This window comes from Cytobacillus oceanisediminis 2691 (assembly GCF_007678455.1).
Taxonomy (GTDB): Bacteria; Bacillota; Bacilli; order Bacillales; family Cytobacillaceae; genus Mesobacillus; species Mesobacillus oceanisediminis_A.
Genome location: NZ_VEEP01000002.1, coordinates 561,990 through 580,780 on the forward strand (window position 1 = coordinate 561,990; position 18,791 = coordinate 580,780).

At 37.1% G+C, this 18,791-nt stretch carries 19 protein-coding genes; 9 read left to right on the forward strand and 10 right to left on the reverse strand.

What is annotated here, in order from left to right; all coding sequences use genetic code 11:
- Nucleotides 1-109: 109 nt before the first annotated feature.
- Nucleotides 110-1,750, forward strand: coding sequence for a DUF2075 domain-containing protein (locus tag FS736_RS06175; protein ID WP_144475470.1), 1,641 nt, complete (start codon nucleotides 110-112; stop codon nucleotides 1,748-1,750).
- A 462-nt stretch (nucleotides 1,751-2,212) separates the two neighbouring features.
- Here FS736_RS06175 and FS736_RS06180 read toward each other — a convergent pair whose 3' ends face one another.
- A complete protein-coding gene (locus FS736_RS06180) occupies nucleotides 2,213-2,512 on the reverse strand; it encodes a nucleotide pyrophosphohydrolase (RefSeq protein WP_144475471.1) in 300 nt (99 codons plus the stop codon).
- Nucleotides 2,513-2,812: 300 nt separating this feature from the next.
- Here FS736_RS06180 and FS736_RS06185 point away from each other — a divergent pair, with 300 nt between their 5' ends.
- From FS736_RS06185 to FS736_RS06195, 3 genes are all read left to right on the forward strand, one after another.
- Nucleotides 2,813-3,550: a hypothetical protein gene (locus FS736_RS06185; RefSeq protein WP_144475472.1), complete on the forward strand. Its 738-nt coding sequence runs from the start codon at nucleotides 2,813-2,815 to the stop codon at nucleotides 3,548-3,550.
- Nucleotides 3,551-3,762: 212 nt separating this feature from the next.
- Nucleotides 3,763-4,848: a retron St85 family effector protein gene (locus tag FS736_RS06190; protein WP_144475473.1), complete on the forward strand. Its 1,086-nt coding sequence runs from the start codon at nucleotides 3,763-3,765 to the stop codon at nucleotides 4,846-4,848.
- 14 nt (nucleotides 4,849-4,862) lie between these two features.
- A complete protein-coding gene (locus FS736_RS06195) occupies nucleotides 4,863-5,804 on the forward strand; it encodes a reverse transcriptase domain-containing protein (protein ID WP_144475474.1) in 942 nt (313 codons plus the stop codon).
- Nucleotides 5,805-6,035: 231 nt separating this feature from the next.
- Here the strand turns inward: FS736_RS06195 and FS736_RS06200 are convergent, their stop codons facing one another.
- From FS736_RS06200 to FS736_RS06220, 5 genes are all read right to left on the reverse strand, one after another.
- A complete protein-coding gene (locus FS736_RS06200) occupies nucleotides 6,036-6,596 on the reverse strand; it encodes a TIR domain-containing protein (RefSeq protein ID WP_144475475.1) in 561 nt (186 codons plus the stop codon).
- On the reverse strand, nucleotides 6,586-7,434 hold the full coding sequence (locus tag FS736_RS06205; protein ID WP_144475476.1) for a macro domain-containing protein: 849 nt from the start codon (nucleotides 7,432-7,434) through the stop codon (nucleotides 6,586-6,588). Before FS736_RS06205 ends, FS736_RS06200 begins: the two co-directional genes overlap by 11 nt.
- Nucleotides 7,435-7,489: 55 nt before the next feature.
- On the reverse strand, nucleotides 7,490-8,257 hold the full coding sequence (locus tag FS736_RS06210) for a TIR domain-containing protein (protein WP_144475477.1): 768 nt from the start codon (nucleotides 8,255-8,257) through the stop codon (nucleotides 7,490-7,492).
- A 162-nt stretch (nucleotides 8,258-8,419) separates the two neighbouring features.
- Nucleotides 8,420-9,394: an ornithine cyclodeaminase family protein gene (locus FS736_RS06215; RefSeq protein ID WP_144475478.1), complete on the reverse strand. Its 975-nt coding sequence runs from the start codon at nucleotides 9,392-9,394 to the stop codon at nucleotides 8,420-8,422.
- Nucleotides 9,395-9,430: 36 nt separating this feature from the next.
- Nucleotides 9,431-10,729, reverse strand: coding sequence for an MFS transporter (locus FS736_RS06220; RefSeq protein WP_144475569.1), 1,299 nt, complete (start codon nucleotides 10,727-10,729; stop codon nucleotides 9,431-9,433).
- A gap of 143 nt (nucleotides 10,730-10,872) precedes the next feature.
- On the opposite strand from FS736_RS06220, the gene FS736_RS06225 reads away from it, so the two are divergent.
- Nucleotides 10,873-11,361 (forward strand): helix-turn-helix domain-containing protein, encoded by a 489-nt coding sequence (locus tag FS736_RS06225; protein ID WP_144475479.1) that lies wholly within the window; start codon nucleotides 10,873-10,875, stop codon nucleotides 11,359-11,361.
- Between the two features lie 95 nt (nucleotides 11,362-11,456).
- Here FS736_RS06225 and FS736_RS24180 read toward each other — a convergent pair whose 3' ends face one another.
- Both FS736_RS24180 and FS736_RS06230 read right to left on the reverse strand, forming a co-directional pair.
- Complete coding sequence (locus FS736_RS24180; RefSeq protein WP_186326683.1) at nucleotides 11,457-11,621, reverse strand: hypothetical protein; 165 nt, start codon at nucleotides 11,619-11,621, stop codon at nucleotides 11,457-11,459.
- A gap of 289 nt (nucleotides 11,622-11,910) precedes the next feature.
- Nucleotides 11,911-12,609, reverse strand: a complete 699-nt coding sequence (locus FS736_RS06230; RefSeq protein ID WP_144475480.1) for a Na-translocating system protein MpsC family protein — start codon at nucleotides 12,607-12,609, stop codon at nucleotides 11,911-11,913.
- A gap of 307 nt (nucleotides 12,610-12,916) precedes the next feature.
- On the opposite strand from FS736_RS06230, the gene FS736_RS06235 reads away from it, so the two are divergent.
- The gene (locus tag FS736_RS06235) at nucleotides 12,917-13,606 is read left to right on the forward strand and encodes a Na-translocating system protein MpsC family protein (protein WP_144475481.1); all 690 of its coding nucleotides are present in this window, start codon (nucleotides 12,917-12,919) and stop codon (nucleotides 13,604-13,606) included.
- A 141-nt stretch (nucleotides 13,607-13,747) separates the two neighbouring features.
- Nucleotides 13,748-14,146 carry an anti-sigma regulatory factor gene (locus tag FS736_RS06240; RefSeq protein ID WP_144475570.1) on the forward strand — a complete coding sequence of 133 codons (399 nt, stop codon included), beginning with the start codon at nucleotides 13,748-13,750 and terminating at the stop codon, nucleotides 14,144-14,146.
- A gap of 223 nt (nucleotides 14,147-14,369) precedes the next feature.
- Here the strand turns inward: FS736_RS06240 and FS736_RS24185 are convergent, their stop codons facing one another.
- Nucleotides 14,370-14,522 carry a hypothetical protein gene (locus FS736_RS24185; protein WP_186326684.1) on the reverse strand — a complete coding sequence of 51 codons (153 nt, stop codon included), beginning with the start codon at nucleotides 14,520-14,522 and terminating at the stop codon, nucleotides 14,370-14,372.
- A 341-nt stretch (nucleotides 14,523-14,863) separates the two neighbouring features.
- On the opposite strand from FS736_RS24185, the gene FS736_RS06245 reads away from it, so the two are divergent.
- On the forward strand, nucleotides 14,864-15,376 hold the full coding sequence (locus tag FS736_RS06245; RefSeq protein ID WP_144475482.1) for a GNAT family N-acetyltransferase: 513 nt from the start codon (nucleotides 14,864-14,866) through the stop codon (nucleotides 15,374-15,376).
- Nucleotides 15,377-15,496: 120 nt separating this feature from the next.
- Here the strand turns inward: FS736_RS06245 and FS736_RS06250 are convergent, their stop codons facing one another.
- Complete coding sequence (locus FS736_RS06250) at nucleotides 15,497-16,327, reverse strand: MBL fold metallo-hydrolase (RefSeq protein WP_144475483.1); 831 nt, start codon at nucleotides 16,325-16,327, stop codon at nucleotides 15,497-15,499.
- Nucleotides 16,328-16,609: 282 nt separating this feature from the next.
- Between FS736_RS06250 and FS736_RS06255 the strand changes: the two genes are divergently transcribed.
- Complete coding sequence (locus FS736_RS06255; RefSeq protein WP_144475484.1) at nucleotides 16,610-18,436, forward strand: S9 family peptidase; 1,827 nt, start codon at nucleotides 16,610-16,612, stop codon at nucleotides 18,434-18,436.
- The last annotated feature ends 355 nt before the right edge of the window (nucleotides 18,437-18,791 follow it).

Genomic DNA, 18,791 nt, shown 5'->3' on the forward strand with positions numbered 1-18,791 from the left:
ACCCAAAATTTGTATTTAGATATTGCTCCTGAATAATTATATCTGTATAAAGCTTCCTTTTTGTTTTATGATATGATGTTATAAAAATGGTTTTTTTGGGAGAATAAGTATGAATGAACTCATTTTTGAAAACAGAAAATTTAACAATAATAACCTTAATCAGATTAAATCTGTTTATCTTAATAATTATCCAATAGTTTATATTCTGTATAATGAAAAGCGTCCAACCGCGTATATAGGACAAACAGTTCATGCATCCCGACGAATGAAAGATCATTTAAGCAATCCAGAGCGTTCAGTGTTTGACAACACGATACTAATAGGCCATGAAGAATTTAATCAATCTGCCACTTATAATATTGAAACTAATCTCATCAATTATTTTATTGCAGATAATCACTACAAATTACAAAATGTCAGTCAAACTGTTAGAACGCAAATGCATAACTATTATCAAAAGGAATACTACAATGAAGTCTTATTTCAAAAAGTTTGGGAGAAACTTCGAGATGAGAAAATAGTATTTGAAAAAATCGAACACCTTAGGAATAAAGACATTTTCAAGCTGTCGCCATACAAAGCTCTTTCCGAACAACAACTTGAGATTAAGAACAAGATTATTGATTTTTGCAAGAGGAACATTGATCAGCCAGGCCATCACGTTTTAATAATTGAAGGAGATGCTGGAACGGGTAAAAGCGTCCTGCTAAGTTCACTATTTAACACTATTCAAGATTACTCTAATGATGCTAGTTCCAAGTTAGTTGGTACTAATAACTTCTTGTTGGTCAACCATACAGAAATGATCAAAACATACCAAAGTATTGCGTTTAGCTTACCAAATTTAAAAAAGAAAAACTTTTTAAAGCCAACGCCGTTCATTAACACCATGGATAAAACATCCAGTAGTGCTGATATTGTTTTGGTTGACGAGGCACATCTTCTTCTAAGCAAAGAAGATTCATATAATAATTTCCGATACGATAACCAACTGGAGGAAATTATTAAACGGAGTAAAATATCCGTCGTTATTTTCGACCCTAAACAAGTGTTGAAAATTAAGAGTTATTGGAATAATAATTTGTTAGAAGAAATCACTCAAATGTATAATGCAGAAACCTTCAAATTGACAAACCAGTTTAGAATAAATGCGGGCCCTGAAGTCATAAACTGGATTGATCATTTTGTTTCAAAGGAGTTATTACCGATTCCTAATAAAGACGAAAAATATAAAATTAAAATAGCTCAAAACAATAAAGAATTTAAACGGGCAATCCTGGATATAAATATGGAACACGGACTCTCTCGTATTGTATCAACATTTGATTATCTTCATAAAAAAGATGGAGAAATATATTATGTTGATGAAGATGGATTAAATATGCCTTGGAATATTACTAAAGACAATACAACTTGGGCAGAAGAAGCCCATACTATTAGAGAAGTTGGCTCCATTTATACAATTCAAGGATTTGATTTAAACTATGTAGGAGTCGTTTTAGGACCATCTGTTGGATATGACGAGGAAAACGATCGATTGAAGATTGATACCGCAAAATATAAAGATATCGAGGCCTTTCGTACCAGAAAGGATTTAACAGATGAGGAAAACCTTAAAGTAAAAGAAGAAATCGTACTGAATTCAATTAATATTCTTATGAAGCGCGGCATACATGGTTTATATATTTATGCTACAGATCCAAAGCTAAGAGAAAGGCTTCTTGAGTTAGAAAAGGAAGGGAAAAGTTAATTATCAAGATTAACGTTAAAGAAGGAAGGTTCCCAGAAAAAGGAGCCTTCCTTCTTAATTTCAAAGCAACATATGATCAAGTCTGGTAATATGATGAGTCGTCTAACGTACTCCCTTTTTAATGACCAACTCCACATTCGCCTCTTTACCTTCAATCTTTTTAATAGCTTCGACTTAACAACGACAATTGATTGTTGACATTCTGATACCAGCTTGAAAATAGAAAGTCCCCACTCCTCTAGGTGTAAGGCAGTTTAAAAATACAATCGCCACCCCAGCATCAATAGGAATCTCACTATAACTCAAAACACTATCCATATACTGTAAGTGTTGTCCCAAGACCTAACCTCCCGCTCATTAATTCGGCCGATATTGTGTTATAATTGCTGACAAAATTGATCATCAGCTCATCATCAAAAACATTCTTAAAGAACTCACCCTTGTAGCCTCATATACGATCAACTACCCCTTCTGCACGGGATACTTTTGCGCATTCTTCTTCATCTTCTCCAAAACTTCTTCTTCTAGATCAATATCCAATTTATCCGCCAACTGCACAAGATAAATCAAAATGTCAGCCATTTCTTCTTTTATATTTTGTTTAGAATCCCTTACCGCCTCTTCGCTACTTTTCCATTGGAAGTTTTCTAGGAGCTCATTCGCTTCAAGAGAAATCGAAATTGCTAGGTCTTTTTCTTTGTGGTATAGCTTCCAATTGCGTTCGTCTCTGAAGTTTAGTATGGTATTGCGGATTTTGTCCATTGGTTGGTCACTCCAATCATTTACTTAATTTAATATAGTTATTTAGATTCTAACATTATTCAAATAGCGAGAACATCGTTAAATAAACAGAAATTAATAGAGCCCAAACCGAGAATTAGACTCAAAAGAATTCTCTATACTGATTCCGGATTTTTCCTATATCTCATTCTTAACACTCTTCTCAATTATTGTTAATTTTATGTTATAATTTAAAAATCTTAGTTATACAGAATTAAACTATACTAATCACTTGATTATCGTTATATAGTGAAAATAAAATTTAATCTTGGGGTAAGAAAAATGAACTTACTTGACGATTTAGATAAAATATATAAAAATGTAAAAAATAGTGATTTGTTTCATACAAATTATTACCATTACATGGATATTAATATAAAAGACTGTAATACAAATAATAGTTTTATATGTTTGAAACAAAAAAAAACCAAATTCTTATTAATAGAAGAAGTAGATAAAATCAAGTTGTATTTATCTGATGCTGACATCATTCACCAAATAAGTCTACTTGATAACATAATATTTGAGGTATTAATGGAATCTTTTTCCCAATTATATAAAGGTTTTGGAGAGGAATTTAATTTCACCATAAATGAACAGTCATATAAGACTATAGGCCTGAAATTTGCACAGGAAGAAAAACATAGGTATTTTAATATTGGATTAGAGACTAAGGCAGATTTCGTTATAACATTTGAGGAATTTATTATATTAATAAACCTGATTTTAGCTAAAGAAAGCTTTTCTATGCAGATGATTGAGAATCCCTCATTTGACAGATCAAAAAGACAACTTGCTAAGTATATTTCTTTATCAAATTTTTATAGAGATAAAACTAATGAAGCTCACAAAAAATTCCTCGAGGAAATAAAATATAATGTGGAATTAAACGACATTTTCTTAGTTTACAATAATGATTGGAAACAAAAAAAGATCGATTCTAAATTTAATAATACCAAAGTGTTTGAAAAATATTTCATTGATGATAAAATAATCTTAGGGAATCCTAGAAAAGCTTAGGCTGCCTTAGCTGCTAAGGTTAGTGTAATTTAATTTAGTTAAATTTTTATTGACTACCGTCAATTCTTTTGGTCTGCAAACATATTTCTTTATTATAACCATGGGAATTCGCAACTCAGCTCATTCCCAGAACATAATAAAGAAATATTTTGCTCCAAATAAATATTTAAAAATTTAAGTAGGATTCCTTTTCTTTTTTAAAAAAGGTGATAATGATGAAAAGTGAAGAATACAAGTTTAATAAAAAAACACAAATAACAGACCCGCTAAGGGTGTTTTTTTTATGTGGAACTAAATTCAGTAAAGATCAACCTGATGATAAAAGAAATGTACTAAAATCACATTTAGAAAATAAAAATTTCAATTACAAGGTCATTATTTTAGAAGAACATTTTATATTCGGAAGCACTACGAAAGAGTACTTATCTTATGATGAAATTTTCATGAAAAATTTAAAGGATATAGAATTGTTAACAGGGCTATTCTCTGACAAAATTATCATTCTTCATGAAAGTATTTCAACTGCTGCGGAATTAGGTCTGTTTGCTTCCAACAACAGTCTTTTATCTAAGACATGTTTGTTATATCCAGACACTTTTTCAGTTGAAGAAGATAAAGTCTCTTCTTTTATAAGGTTAGCCTTCCTAAACCACCGCTCTCCTGAGGAGAATGTGAAAAAAATAACTTTTTATCCGAAAGTTAAAGAAAATATTATTTCGAATGTTAAGACCGAATATCATACTTTCTTTCCCAGAAATATCATACCTAAAAATTTATCCTCAAATATTGATTCCTTTATTTTGGAGGATTACTCAGAAACATTTCAAGTATCATTTAAAAAACAAAAGTTTAAACCATATAAGGATGAAAACATTATCTCTTACTCTATCCAAGATACTTCTGTTACATTATCGCCAAAAGTTTTCAGAATATTATTAACTTCATTATTTAGTTCTAAAAAATTTAGGCATGAAATTCGTAGCAGCAGTTCTATTGTGGAAACTGTAAATGTAATACAAAAGGCATTCTTAAATACAATAAAAAATACAATTGCTCATATTGAAGGTATTGACCTACAAAAGTCAAAAATAGAAATCACAATAAAAGACAACAATGTCAAATTAAGAGAAACAATTGGATATTTCTTATATACACTTCAAGCTATCGGGATGCTTCAACTTCCTGTGAGGGAAAAAAACGAAAAAGTCACGATTTCTTCAAACTTCAAAGAATTATATGAAAGTCACGCCAAAATTATTGAAGCAATACCCGTTAGTAAATTTAATGATTCACTTTAATGGAGTGAAAAAGAATGGATTACCAAGAAACTAAAAAAGGCTATATAGTTAAATACATAAAAACTAAAAATAAAATTAGAAAAATTGTTACTTATGGTGATAATGCTCAAGAAATAAAAAAAATTCATACAGAAATTGCTGAATTTATAAATGAAAACTTTATGCCTTCTAAATTTTCAAAGGCCTATATTAGGCATAAATCAATATATCAAAATGCGTTAGCTCATATGTATAATGACATTTTTATATCCTTAGATATAAAAGATTTTTTTAGAAATATTAATCATCAAAAATTAATTAATGCTTTATTTCTTGAACTTAACAAACATAGTAATAATACTATCAATAAACTAGAATGTTCCAAGATTGTTTCTAACTGTACTGTATCGAAGAAAGGTTTGCCCCTAGGACTTATTACATCTCCAACCCTTTCAAATGTATACTTAAAAGAATTTGATAATATCTTATATGGTAAATTAAAAAGAATGAAAGTAGAAAATATTATCTATACAAGATATGCGGACGATTTAGTCATTTCATTTAAAGATATTGAATCGAAAACAAAAATTATCGATGATATAATTATGCTAGTAAAAAAATTATTATCAAAATACAATTTACGATTAAATTCTTCCAAAACTAGAATTATAAGTTTGGATAAATCCAATCATGTTAAAATAACAGGAATAAATATTATTAAGTCCCCCTCAAATTATCGAAAGTTAACTGTTGGGAGAGAATTAAAAAATGACCTATTTCATACGGCAGTAAAATACTATGAAGATGGGAATACTAACAAATATGAACTATTAAAGATAAAGGGGCTTGAATCATTTATTTTATCAATTGAGAAAAATGGGTATGAAGAGGTATATTCTAAAAACATGAAACTCAAGATAAAAGATTTAGGTTTTAAATCATTAAATGAATTAATAAAAGGATTAACTTCTAAATAATCCACTTTATAAAAGCTACGACATGTGTCGTAGTTTTCTTTATAGTATTCTCTTAACACCTACCTTAACGCAAGGCGTGTGTAAATAAATCAGTGGCAGGCACTTTTTATGCCTGCCACTGATTTATTTTCCATTGTTCTTTAGAATATAAAATAAAGTATTATTACGGTTAATACACAAGCTGCCAATAAGCATATTCGTCTATTTGATCGTATTTAAGCGAGGAATATTTTAATTTATATATCCCCATTGTTTGTAAGATTCCTCGTTGTAATAGTGAAGAGGTGTAGTTAATTGATCCTCTTTATTATTTAAACTAAACTGATAAATGGCTGATGTAATACATTTTTGTCTAAAAGGGATATGAATGCATTTCGCTGTTTGATTACTTATTCTTTCATGGAGCGCTTTCGGCCATTTCTCTGCTAGCGCTTGAGGGTTCATAATATACTCATAACCTGTATAAGCAACTATGATAGGGATTTCATAGTAATCAACAGCCTTTTCAATTTCAAAATTCAACATACCACGGTTCCAGTTTGTTTCTTCCGATATGATTAATAACATGTTCTTGGAATTTCTCATTCGTTCTAAAAGTCGAGCCTGCAACGTTCTCTTTAAACTTGTATCCTTAACTTGGAATGTCTTTTTATGACTATCGCTGAAGGTGAAATCCGTTTTCTTAGAAGTATTCCAACTCCTTAAAAGCCCAAAATATTTAATATCACTTTTGGTTGGATTGGTTGTTCCGTTTCCATCAAATGCAACATAAGTTCCATTTCTATAGGCCATTAGTTTGCTCCTTTATTTTATAGAAATTAACCTTATCCTTTTTTGATTCGTGAATGATAATTGAGACCATTGAAGGATAAGTGAATTTTATTTTACTGACTTTAAAGGACCAAATTAACAATTCAAGTAACTCTTGGTCTGTAATCATTTCATAATTTTTAAACCTTGTTAATCCTGACCCCAATAGTGGAATGACAATCGATTTACCGTTATAAACAATATCTACTTCATTCCAAAAGTTTAATAAAAAATTTATGTAATCATTCATATGTAAGTAGGCTCTATTCTCTCTATCAAATTTAGAAAAGGCGGTCAGTAAATAATCATCATGACAAAAAATTGTCCCTAACTTATATCTTTCCTTTTTCCCTTGACTTCTAGTTTCATTAAAGCCTACTTTAATTCCATCTGAATTTAAATGTTCGTCCTGCTCTATTGATCGATCCAAAGCCTCGATATCCTGTATTTTAGTTTTTAGATAGATGCCGTTTAAGGTTGTCTCTGAAATGATTTTATTATCGACTTGAGTATCAAAATATTCATTAAAAGCCACTACTTTTAATCCCGACTCTTCAAAAACGTCCCCAACTTTAATCGTAACGGTTGAATTATTTATTGTGAGTTTCCTTTCAACCAGTAAGTTTGCTCTAACCCATAAGTAAACGTAAATCGAGGCGAAAACAAAAAGGATAATCATAAACGTCGAAAATTTATATTCATCAGGAATACTAATAGCTATTGAAATACATGTTACCAAAACACTAATTGGGGACAGAACTGTTAACCAATCTTTTAATAAGCTTCGGTTAAAAAAACTGACCTTTTTCTTAAATCCCATCTCTTAATCTCCCACTCTATTTTTTCATTAAATGGTATTATAGAATTCCTTTGTTTTAAGACAATGAATGCTCCAACAATAGCTTTCTCATTCCATACAATAAATCTAAAGGATGGTTCTCATGATGTTGTGTGAATAGCCTTTGCCAATCTAGAAAATCCGACTGTCTTATATCGTATAAATGGTCCAAGTCCAATTTATATTGAATTGAAAGGTCTTGGGCATTTTCAAACATTCCTTTCTTAATAATGCCCTTTCTATCGGGTTCGCGTTTTCTAACGAACCTGGAAACCGCTATTTCGTAATATATCCACGGAGATTTTGTACTATTAATCACTGAGGAAGTATCAATAGATTGTGGTGTATTTAAGAAAAACATGCATTCTGATTGATCAATTACCATCGTTAAGGCTGTTGAAAGCATTGTATGAACATGGCTTGTAGAGAAGTTTCTTTTTTCATAGCTATACGTAGAGCCATCAGTGTTCTTACAATATCGGTCATCTATCTTTTTAAGCAGTTCATCAGCACTTCCCCATACAGAAGAATCAATAAAGACTTCTAAATCAAACGTATGTTTTAGCCAACCTGCTAATGCAATTGCTTTTTCTTTATCGTTATGAGAGTGAGAAAGAAAAACATCCGCATGAATCTGCGGAAACCAACTATTTTGCATATCATTTCCATTTATAGTTCCGTCTTCAAGTATAAATTTACTCAATTCATCTTTGACTTTTTGCTTTTGTAAATTGTAGATAGTATTTCCAGTTTGTTTGTAATGTGTAAACTCTTCATCCATTACCAGATTAAAACCAGCATACATTTTAAATCCCCCTAAATTAATTTTTTAATATCTATTTTTAGTACCTACAAAGACTACTTGGTATATTCCCTAATAACAGGATAACCGACAAAATGACAATTGTAAATAAAATCCAATGGTGGATTTTCTCATCCCTTGCTGCAATCGTCCCCTTCCATATTCCTACAGGAATATCTCTTCGACATCATTAATCTTCTTTGCTTTATTAAAGACTCCCTTCGCCACAGCTAAATCAAAATGAGCAGCCCCAACAGATTTAAAAATAGTAATATCCCCAAGTCCACGTTCAACCGGATTCACATGAAGCTCAGCTAATGTCCCAGATAGATTCTCAAACGTCCACTTCCCTCGTTTCACTGCATCAATGAATTCTCCAGCTTCGGTTTTGAATCCCTCATAATCATCTGCATAAATCAACGCTGCTTTTTCAATCGCACCCAACGGGATTTCACGCATTTCAGGTAAGTAACTTCCCACACCGATGATATGGGTCCCTGCTTTTACATAATTGGCTTCAAATACTTCTTCGGTTGACCGGGTCGCACAGCAAATGACGTCTGACTGGGCGACGGCTTCGTTCCGGTCGACTCCGGTATGTATTTTAGCGGTAATGCCTGCCTCTTTGAGCCTTTCGCCGAATGTGTATGTCTTCTCGACAGAACGGTTGATTAAATAGATGTCTTGAATCGGCAGCACGTTCACGATCCCCAGTACTTGCTCGAACGCCATTCCGCCTGTGCCAATGACGGTCAGCACTTGGCTGTCGGGCCTGGCGAGATGGCGGGCTGAGATGGCGCTTAATGCGCCGGTTCTCAATCGCGTCAGATAGGATGCGGACAGTAAGCTTATATGTCTTCCTGTTTCGAGTTCTGTGAGTAGAATGGCTCCTTGTGTGGTCGGAAGATCTGCTGAACTGTTATCAGGAAAAATCGAGACTATCTTGGTCGCTGCCATGGATGTTCCATCCGAACTTGGCATATAGAGAACAGATCCGTTGCGTTCCGGGACATTCAGTACTGTCCGATGTGGATTTTCAACACGTCCTTCATGAATGGCCACCAACATGGCTTCGACATCGCGAATGGCATCTTCGATTTTATAGATGGATTGGATTAGTTGTTCGTTCAGTATAAGCATTTAGAATCTCTCCTTCTTATGTAAAAACTCGGCCAATTACTTGGCCGAGCTCATTTTACCAGTGATCACAGTTGGTTCAACGCGGCTTTTGACTGCCCAGATGGCAATCAGTGACACCACTGCAGTGAACATGATGTAGAGTGCAACAGGGACGTAGGAATTATCGAATGATGCGAGCAGTGCTGTGGCAACGAGCGGCGCTGTACCACCAGCGACTGCGGCCCCGATTTGATAACCTAGCGAAACACCCGTATAGCGAACCTTGGCATCAAAGATTTCGGAGAACATGGTTCCAAGTACAGCTGTAATCGGAGCCCATATGATCCCGAGGCCAATAATCGTCGCCAAAACCAGCATGAGTACACTGCCTTGATGAATCATCCAGAAGTATGGGAAAGCGAAAGCCATCATCGCCAATGTACCGGCGATATACATTTTCTTACGGCCCACGCGGTCTGACAGGCTTCCCATAATTGGAATAAGGATTGTCGTAATGACGGTTGAAACCATGACAGAACCTAACACAGCGGAGCGGCTGAATCCTAGAGTGCTTGTCGCATAGGAAACAATAAACGTACTGAAAATATAGAATGGAGCTGTCTCCACCACTTTCGCACCGATTGTGATCAGCACTTCTTTCCAGTAATAGCGAAGTGTATCGACGATTGGCAGCTTTGGAATTTCACCTTTTTGCTGTACTTCCTTGAATTCTGGTGTCTCATCGATTCCTTTTCGGATCCATAAACCAAAGACTACGAGCAATGCACTGAAGATGAACGGCACGCGCCAGCCCCATGACATGAATTGCTGCTCTGGCAATAAACTCATGAGCCAAAGAGCGAGTGTTCCCATCACCATTCCGATCGTCACACCCATTTGCGGAATCGAACCGAAGAATCCTCTGCGTTCTGCCGGAGCATACTCAGTCGCAAGCAGCAGAGCTCCTCCCCATTCCCCGCCGATTCCAAGTCCCTGGATCAAACGAAGTGTAATCAGAATGATTGGTGCAGCTACACCAATTGCTTGATATGTAGGCAAGATACCCATTGCGAATGTCGCAGCACCCATCAAGCTCAATGTTAAAACGAGTGTCTTTTTCCGGCCGATTCGATCCCCGATATGACTAAAAATGATTCCTCCAAATGGCCGGATGAAAAACGAAAGTGCAAACGATGCATACGCTAAAAGCAATCCTACTGTTGGATCCTCGTTGACAAAGAATAATTGGTTAAATACAAGTGCGGCCATCGTTCCATACAGAAAATAATCAAACCATTCAATGGAACTGCCAACAAGGCTGGCAATCAATACACGATAAGTCGTTTTCTTATCCAATTGCATTTTCCCTTCCCCCTTTTTAAAAAATTGAAGTGACACTTCAATTAGATTTTAGATAATGGATAATTTTCTGTCAACTTTGTTCAGATTGACACAATCCATATATAAGGGAAAAATAAGAATTAGGAAGGTGAGATTTTATGATTGGTTTACGACTGAAAGAAATCCGGAAAGAGAAAAAGATGACTTTGAAAGAACTTGCCGAAGGGGCAGATGTATCTATAAGCTTTTTATCACAAGTTGAACGCGGAAAGTCCAGCGTCACACTGGAGTCACTGCGAAAAATATCCGAAGTTCTTGGCGTCAACCCAAGTACCTTTTTTCCAAGTAACAATGAGCCGGCGAGTGAACCTTCATTTCATTATCAAGATCTGACACAGCAAGTCCCAAACCCTGACTTTCACCCAATACTCGTCACACTCCCAGCGAACCAAAGCGACGGACAACCCTTCGCCCACAGCGGACATGAATTTGTCTATGTAATAGAAGGAACTTTGACCCTGCAAATAGGCACAAAGATGATCGAACTCCATCAAGGAGAATCCTGGTTCTTTTCAGCGAGTGAAACACATTACTGGTATAATCATACAGATCAGACGATTCGGTTTTTAGTTGTGTCTTCCAGGTAAGACTTTGTGGTAACTGGGCTGGCCTTCTGTCCTATGTGGGAAGCATATAAAAACTTTTGGGACATGGACCGACCTCCCATGTCCCCGAGTTCCAATTATACCGTTGCCTCAGACTCGCTCTCACTCATATTGATCACTTGCTCAAGCAGCACGATGTCCTCCATGATGTACTCCTTAAGCAGTTCGTCCCCGCATTTTTGATAATCCTCTTTCAGCCGCTGAAGTTCCTTTTTCAATAATGCCATTTCGATGTGGTTCATCTGTAAAATTCCTTTCGTAGTAAGGTAGATGTCGTATGTGCTGCAACAAAGGAGCTCCGGTATGCTTTTACTGTGTTAAAAAGGCTGATTCCGCATTGATTGTATAAAAAATTTCCATGCCGCATTTGGGATGTCTTCAAGGCTCTTTTCTTGATGCTCTCTACACTCCTATTTGTGGAAACAGCAAAGTTTACGAAAAGAACTTTTAAAAAAGAAAAGCCGAAAAAAACAGGGTCATACCTGCTCTTTTCGGCTTAAGTCTGGCACAATGTGTCCAGTACACCACTGCCTATGCTTTATTTGGTTTTAGAATTAAAGTAATGACACTCTTATCAAGTTCAAAATCCCAGTCGACAAAGACATCCTGGATTTTAGAATCAAGTATTTCAGAAAACTGGGTGCTGCCAGTCAGCATTCCGCCTTCAAGCTGTCTTTTCGCAACGCTTAATGTCTCGTCGAATCCAAGAGAAACCAACTGTTTTTCAATTGGCACTAATATTCCCTCCCGGATGACAATCAATGACCGGGGGCTGAGCATGTAAGAGTATACGCTATCAGGCGCTTTTTCTGCTTGCTCGCTTATCTGGATGATTTCCTTGTGGATCTCATCTCTTCCTTTATAATCAGCTCGATCATCTTCACCCTCATCCGGACTGTCCGGACTGATGGCCACAAAAACTCCTGAAAGGTTATGGAGGTTCCAACCATAATAGATATGCTGTACTTCCATGTCCGTTAATGCTTTAATTTGACCGCGTATTTCGGGGTCCAGTGATTTCATAAGATATTCTCTTGTGGTCAGGACGGTAAGTTCTTGTCCCTGTTCCAGAAGTGCCTGTTCCATTGGAGAAATAAAGCCGCTTATATACACCAATACATACGGCTGGGATATGGTAACATGGATGACTTCTGGCCCTTTGCCAAATTTATCGCGCAGCAGCTTGCCGAAATTGTTCGCCAATTTTGTTTGCTGTGCTTTTTTATCCATTACATAACTCATCCTTTTAAGAAAGAAGCATCATATCCTCTTTCCTGATTTGATTTTATCATCATCCTAAATAAGATGAAATAGTCCAGTATGCTTTTTCCCAGTTTTCCCCCAATTTAAAAATCAAAACATGAATTAAATCAAAGGGATTCAACATATGGATGTAGAAAGTATAGGTAAGGAAAAATAAATGACACTGTATGCTATATTATAATGAAGGATTTCTTGTCTTATACTATTCTTACATTTCGTCAAAACAATAAATGAATTCAGGATACTAGGCTTGAATTTGAAGAGGATGACGAGAATGGATTTGAAGAAGGAAGAAAAAGCGCTGGGGAGTTACATAGGGAGAATTTTAAGAGAACATTTTGGCAAAGGGCCTGGTTCTGTATTCGCTACTATTTCCCACCCCTATATCACTGTGTATATAAAAGACTTTTTGTCTCCGATGGAACATAAATTAATGTTAAATGGGCAAAGCAAATATGTCGAGAATATCCGGGACATGGTAATGGAAACACTTTCTGAAGAAATCAAAGTCTTTATGAAGAACGACCTGGGTTTAGATTTAAGTGAGTTCCATTATGATTGGAATCTTGACAGCCACTCAGGTATGTTCATGGGAGTCACAGTAAATGAACCCGAAGATACTGGCTGCTCCTATAAAAATCAGGAAGATGTCCATGATGAAGTCATAAAGGTGAGTATAAAAGCAGAAAAGGCTCCAGGTGAAGTCTACTCATGCATGCTGAATCCACGAACATTAGTCGTTGTCCGAAAAAAAATCTTGGTCGCTGTTGAAAAAGAAATGATCAGCATAGGCTTTTCCGAGGCTCTCACCCTTGCTAAACGAAACCTTGAGAAAAGACTTCTCTATGAGCATGCAGACTCACTCCAGACCTACCTCGACGCCAAATTGGAAAACGCTTTTGTATCCTGGAATTTTGATTTGGATAATAGCTTGATGGTATTTATTTTAAAGCCGAATAAATGATGGCCGTAATTATCTGGGCGATAGAACCAGACATAAGCCAAAAGAAGGTGAACCCACCTTCTTTTGGCTTTTTTCTTTTTTAGGGGATCTTTTTATAATATCTGAAGGGTGGGGAAAAGAATGATAGAGGAATTCCAGGATATGCATAAAAAAGCATTGGTTCAGATCCAATGTGAAAACGACATCACCACAGCTCGAAAAACCGGAAGAATTTTTTCAAATCACCTTCACTTTAATTCTATTAATCAAGCAAGAATCATTACCACAGTATCGGAACTCGCAAGAAACATATATAGATATGCCGGCACAGGACAAATCAGCTTTGAGCGGATTGAAGAAGCAATTAAAACAGGTTTAAAAATCACAGCCATTGACCAGGGACCTGGAATCATAGACATAAGCAATGCCCTGAAACACGGATATTCTTCATCAGGCGGTCTCGGAGCTGGCCTGCCTGGCGTAAAAAACATGATGGATGATTTTTATATTGAATCTTCACCAGTCAATGGGACGAGGGTGACTGTCGTTAAGTGGCAATAAAAATCATAAATTGGGACATGAGAACTCTGCCCATGTCCCTGATGAGAACGGTTCTAATGAGACGCCATAACCGTCACCATGTCTCATACAGGGAAAAAGGCATGGTGAGCAACTATTGCCCCCGTGCCTTTTCATGTGTCATTCCGTTCGTTAGAATAAATAGAGATCTTGACCTCTCGCAGTTTCAGAATCTCCCGAATTTCGCAGTTTCCCTTTGCTGTGATTATTGGCCAGATTCTTCTTCAGTTTCAGTTTCTTCTTGTTGGTTTTCTTCAGTTTCTGGATCCTCTGAATCTTCATTGCTGCAGCCTGTGGCTACTAAAGCTACCATCAGTGCCGCCATTAAGGTCATAAGCCATTTTTTAAAATTCATCATTTTAATTTGCCTCCTTAAAAGATAGATTAGATCCTGCATTCCTATCATACTGCTTTTTATTTTTAAAAATGGCTATTTAACTGAATATTAACAACACTTAACTGATTCTTCACCATTGCTAAATATTCTTAACTATTAACACAAACTTTGACCATATCCTATTCAGAAACCCTTTATGGACATACCTTGAATGAGTAGGTCTTCTGGGCGTTTTTACGGGAAAAGAGAACACCCCATGTCCCCTGAAGGAAAAAAGGAAGCGCAAAGCTCACTATTCGAAACCTTACGATAATGATAAGATATTGCTACACTGAACTATTTTTATGAAATGAGGTATAGCCTTGCTAGTATTCGAGACAGAACGTTTGAACATCCGCTGGCTAGAAGTCAGTGATCAAGAGTTTATTTTTACATTGCTGAATGAACCAGGATGGATAAAATATATTGGAGATAAAGGCATTCGGTCGCTTGAGGATGCGAAGAATTATATTTTGACCGGGCCAAGAAAGATGTACAAACAATTTGGGTTCGGGCTTTTTATGGTTGAACTGAAAGAGAGCAAGCTGCCGATTGGTTTATGCGGCCTGATTAAACGGGATGGATTAGAGGATGTTGATATTGGATATGCCTTTCTTGCCGAACAACAATCAAAAGGTTTTGCCTTTGAATCAGCAAAAGGAACATTGGAATATGCACGCAAACTAGGATTGGATCGTATCGTTGCCATTACAACCAAAGACAATGCTTACTCCTCCAAACTCCTTGAAAAGCTTGGTATGCGTTTTGAAGGATACGTGACTCTGCCTCAAAGTGATGAAGAGTTAAAACTCTATGCTATGAATACAGCAAAATAATAGATTTAGGGTTATTGCATTGAGCTATTTACCAAACAGAAGAGCTATTTTTGGAGAATAGTCATTTAAAAAGTTAAACGCCTGGTTTTACCAACCAGGCGGTATTTTCAGATGATCATTTTAATTGTTTACATTAACGAACTTTCCCTCCAAAGCCTCAATATACCTTTTAGCGGAATTTTGAACAGACTGATGGGCGTCTTCCTTAATGACACGATGAAATGCATTATATAATCTATCAAACTTTAGAACGCTGACTTTAGCTGCCATCTCCTGAACCTTGTTAGCTGGCAATGGAATAAGGTTTGGATAACTATACATGAAACTTACCCATTGCCGGTCGGCCACTATTTGAATAATATCACCAGTAAGAAGAACCCCTTGCTTGTTCACATCATTTTCCCAGTGTAAAACACTTCCCCCATGAAAATGGCCACCCAATCGATACAATGTTACACCCGCATCAAGCTCCAGGGAATCACCAGACCAGAATATGATCCTGTCACTCGGCCTGGTGACCCACTGGCGGTCAGCTTCGTGGATATAAATGCTTGCTCCAAATCGTTCAGCCCATTCAACCTGTGTCGAATAATAATGCGGATGGGATAATGCGATGGCATCAATTCCCCCTAGAGAATATATTTCCTTTTCTGTTTTTTCGTCCAGGTAGGTGATGCAGTCCCATAACAAGTTGAACCCTTCATTCCGAACTAAATAAGCAGTCTGCCCAATCGCAAACGAAGGAGTAGTCGTAAGGCTGTACAATCCTTCCTCTTCTTGGACAATGGTATTTTTATATTTCCCTGAATCGACAAGCTGTTGAAGCGTTGTCCATGACTGTCCATCCGGATGGATGTACTGTCTTTCGTCAGCGCAAATCAAACAGCTTTCAGGAGCATGAGCAGAACTGGGATATTGGACACCGCAAGTATTGCATATATAATGGTTCATTTTGAACACCTTCCTATGATTTTTCTTATCTTTATTATAAGAAAACCGTTAAGCGAAAGCTTCGGATGAATGGTGTAAGCTATCTACAACTTTTGGCTGAGATTTTTATATTTCTATATCGAAGAAGCATAGGGGCGTACCTTTTGCTCCCACAACTAATCAAGGTATGTCTCCTTGCACCCCATTAGGTCCCCCTTCCCATCCTTGTGGCCCAATCATTAAAAGGGTTTTTACAGGTTTTGAGCGAATTCTTAATGTAATGGAAAGGAGTTGGAAAAAGTTATGGTTAAAGACAGTAAAGCTACTGAAGTGAAGCGCTACACAATACAGCAGTTTTATGGATCAGAATCGATTACGGGTAATTCGATTTCATCTGATGGTGGGAAGGTTTTGTTTTCAGGAGACAAAACTGGGATTTACAACGCGTATTGTGTATCGGTTGAAGACGGTGTGAGGACACAGCTGACGCATTCTGAGGATAATGCAGTTCTTGTCGCGGGTTACTTTCCCGATGATGACCGCTTTTTATTTTTAAGCGATAAAGGCGGAAATGAAATCTTACATATTTATGTGAAAAATGAGAATGGAGAAGAAATTGACCTCACTCCAGGGGAGCAAGAGCGTGCGGAATTTTACGGCTGGAGTCAGGACGGAAAAAGCTTTTTCTACGGGTCCAATAAGCGGAATCCTAGTTACATGGACGTCTATGAAATGGATATTGCCACCTTTGAACCTACTTGTATTTTTATGAATGATGAAGGGTATGAATTCGGGTCCATCTCTCTGAATAAGCGGTTTATTTCTTTAGGAAAAGTGAACAATGCCAATGATTCCAATGTTTACATTTTTGACCGGCAAACGGAGAAGCTTATGCATGCTACACCGCATGAAGGGGATATCCAGAACATCCCTCAAGCATTCTGCAGGAATTCCGAAAACCTTTATTTCCTTGCTGATGAAAATGAAGAATTCCTATATCTGAAAAAGTATCATATTACTACAGGTGTAACAGAGGATGTTGTGAAGGAAAATTGGGATATCATGTTCACGCGCTTCTCCAAACAGAATACCTATATGGTTTATGGGGTTAATCAGGATGCCAGCACTGTCGTGAAGGTCCTTCATATGGGCACTGGAGATTATCTGGACCTGCCACAACTTCCTGAAGGGCAAATTTCGGACTTGAAATTCTCGGCGGATGAAAGTCTGATAACCTTCTTGTTTAATGGCCCGAATTCACCTACTAACTTATATAGCTACGAGCTTGGAACATCTCAATTAAAACAGCTCACCGCTACCCTTAACCCGGAGGTCAGCCAGGCAGACTTGGCGGACGCGGAAGTGATTCGCTACCCTTCTTTTGATGGATTGGAGATTCCGGCCATTTATTACCGGCCAAACGTGAAAGCAGGCGAAAAGGCTCCGGCACTTGTCTTTGTCCATGGCGGTCCCGGCGGGCAGTCAAGAACGGATTACAATCCGCTTTTCCAATACCTGGCCAATAACGGCTATGCTGTTTTGGCAGTAAATAACCGCGGCAGTTCGGGGTACGGCAAAACCTTCTTTAGCGGTGCTGACCTGAAGCACGGGGAAATTGACCTTGAGGATTGTATCCAGGCTAAGAAGTTTTTGCAGCAGCAGGCTGATATTGATGGAGAGAAGATCGGCATCATTGGCGGAAGCTACGGCGGCTATATGGTTCTGGCCGCACTGGCTTTCAGGCCTGATGAGTTCAATGTCGGAGTGGATATCTTTGGAGTCTCGAATTGGGAACGCACGCTGAAGAGCATTCCTGCCTGGTGGGAAAGCTTCCGGGATGCCCTTTACAAAAAAATCGGAAACCCGTATACGCAGACAGAATACATCCGGAGCATCTCTCCATTGTTCCATGCTGACAAAATCAACAAGCCGATGATTGTTTTGCAGGGAGCAAATGACCCGCGTGTCTTGAAGGTTGAGTCCGACGAAATCGTCGCCGCATTAGAAAAGAACAATGTACCGGTGGACTATATCGTCTTCCCTGATGAGGGACACGGGTTTCTGAAAAAAGAAAACAGGATAAAAGGCTACCAGGCCGTACTGGATTTCTTGGAACAATATTTAAAGTAATAATACTAAAAAGAATCGCCTGGAGTGTCTTCCAGGCGATTTCTCAATACAGGTCCACGAGACAAGGGACACATGTACGGTTCTAGCCAAAAAACACAGGTACGGTTCTAGCGTTTCATAAATTGTTAAAATATTCCATTTATTGAAACAGAAGAACCTAGGTTTCACCTGATAGACTTCCCATGATTGGAATAAGGATCGTCGTAATAACGGTTGATACCATGACAGAACCTAACACAGCAGAGCGGCTGAATCCTAGAACAGAAACAGCGAAGCCCTTGGGGACTTCGCTAGTTTTTATCTACTGACTAATAGTTGGTTGGGACAAAGGGACGATTCCGCCAAATGATATTAT

What these genes read in the sequence shown, in the direction of transcription:
- FS736_RS06175 (WP_144475470.1), top strand. Translation starts at nt 110, where the DNA reads ATGAATGAACTCATTTTTGAAAACAGAAAATTTAACAATAATAACCTT.
- FS736_RS06180 (WP_144475471.1), bottom strand. Translation starts at nt 2,512, where the DNA reads ATGGACAAAATCCGCAATACCATACTAAACTTCAGAGACGAACGCAAT.
- FS736_RS06185 (WP_144475472.1), top strand. Translation starts at nt 2,813, where the DNA reads ATGAACTTACTTGACGATTTAGATAAAATATATAAAAATGTAAAAAAT.
- FS736_RS06190 (WP_144475473.1), top strand. Translation starts at nt 3,763, where the DNA reads ATGATGAAAAGTGAAGAATACAAGTTTAATAAAAAAACACAAATAACA.
- FS736_RS06195 (WP_144475474.1), top strand. Translation starts at nt 4,863, where the DNA reads ATGGATTACCAAGAAACTAAAAAAGGCTATATAGTTAAATACATAAAA.
- FS736_RS06200 (WP_144475475.1), bottom strand. Translation starts at nt 6,596, where the DNA reads ATGGCCTATAGAAATGGAACTTATGTTGCATTTGATGGAAACGGAACA.
- FS736_RS06205 (WP_144475476.1), bottom strand. Translation starts at nt 7,434, where the DNA reads ATGGGATTTAAGAAAAAGGTCAGTTTTTTTAACCGAAGCTTATTAAAA.
- FS736_RS06210 (WP_144475477.1), bottom strand. Translation starts at nt 8,257, where the DNA reads ATGTATGCTGGTTTTAATCTGGTAATGGATGAAGAGTTTACACATTAC.
- FS736_RS06215 (WP_144475478.1), bottom strand. Translation starts at nt 9,394, where the DNA reads ATGCTTATACTGAACGAACAACTAATCCAATCCATCTATAAAATCGAA.
- FS736_RS06225 (WP_144475479.1), top strand. Translation starts at nt 10,873, where the DNA reads ATGATTGGTTTACGACTGAAAGAAATCCGGAAAGAGAAAAAGATGACT.
- FS736_RS24180 (WP_186326683.1), bottom strand. Translation starts at nt 11,621, where the DNA reads ATGAACCACATCGAAATGGCATTATTGAAAAAGGAACTTCAGCGGCTG.
- FS736_RS06230 (WP_144475480.1), bottom strand. Translation starts at nt 12,609, where the DNA reads ATGGATAAAAAAGCACAGCAAACAAAATTGGCGAACAATTTCGGCAAG.
- FS736_RS06235 (WP_144475481.1), top strand. Translation starts at nt 12,917, where the DNA reads ATGGATTTGAAGAAGGAAGAAAAAGCGCTGGGGAGTTACATAGGGAGA.
- FS736_RS06240 (WP_144475570.1), top strand. Translation starts at nt 13,748, where the DNA reads ATGCATAAAAAAGCATTGGTTCAGATCCAATGTGAAAACGACATCACC.
- FS736_RS24185 (WP_186326684.1), bottom strand. Translation starts at nt 14,522, where the DNA reads ATGATGAATTTTAAAAAATGGCTTATGACCTTAATGGCGGCACTGATG.
- FS736_RS06250 (WP_144475483.1), bottom strand. Translation starts at nt 16,327, where the DNA reads ATGAACCATTATATATGCAATACTTGCGGTGTCCAATATCCCAGTTCT.
- FS736_RS06255 (WP_144475484.1), top strand. Translation starts at nt 16,610, where the DNA reads ATGGTTAAAGACAGTAAAGCTACTGAAGTGAAGCGCTACACAATACAG.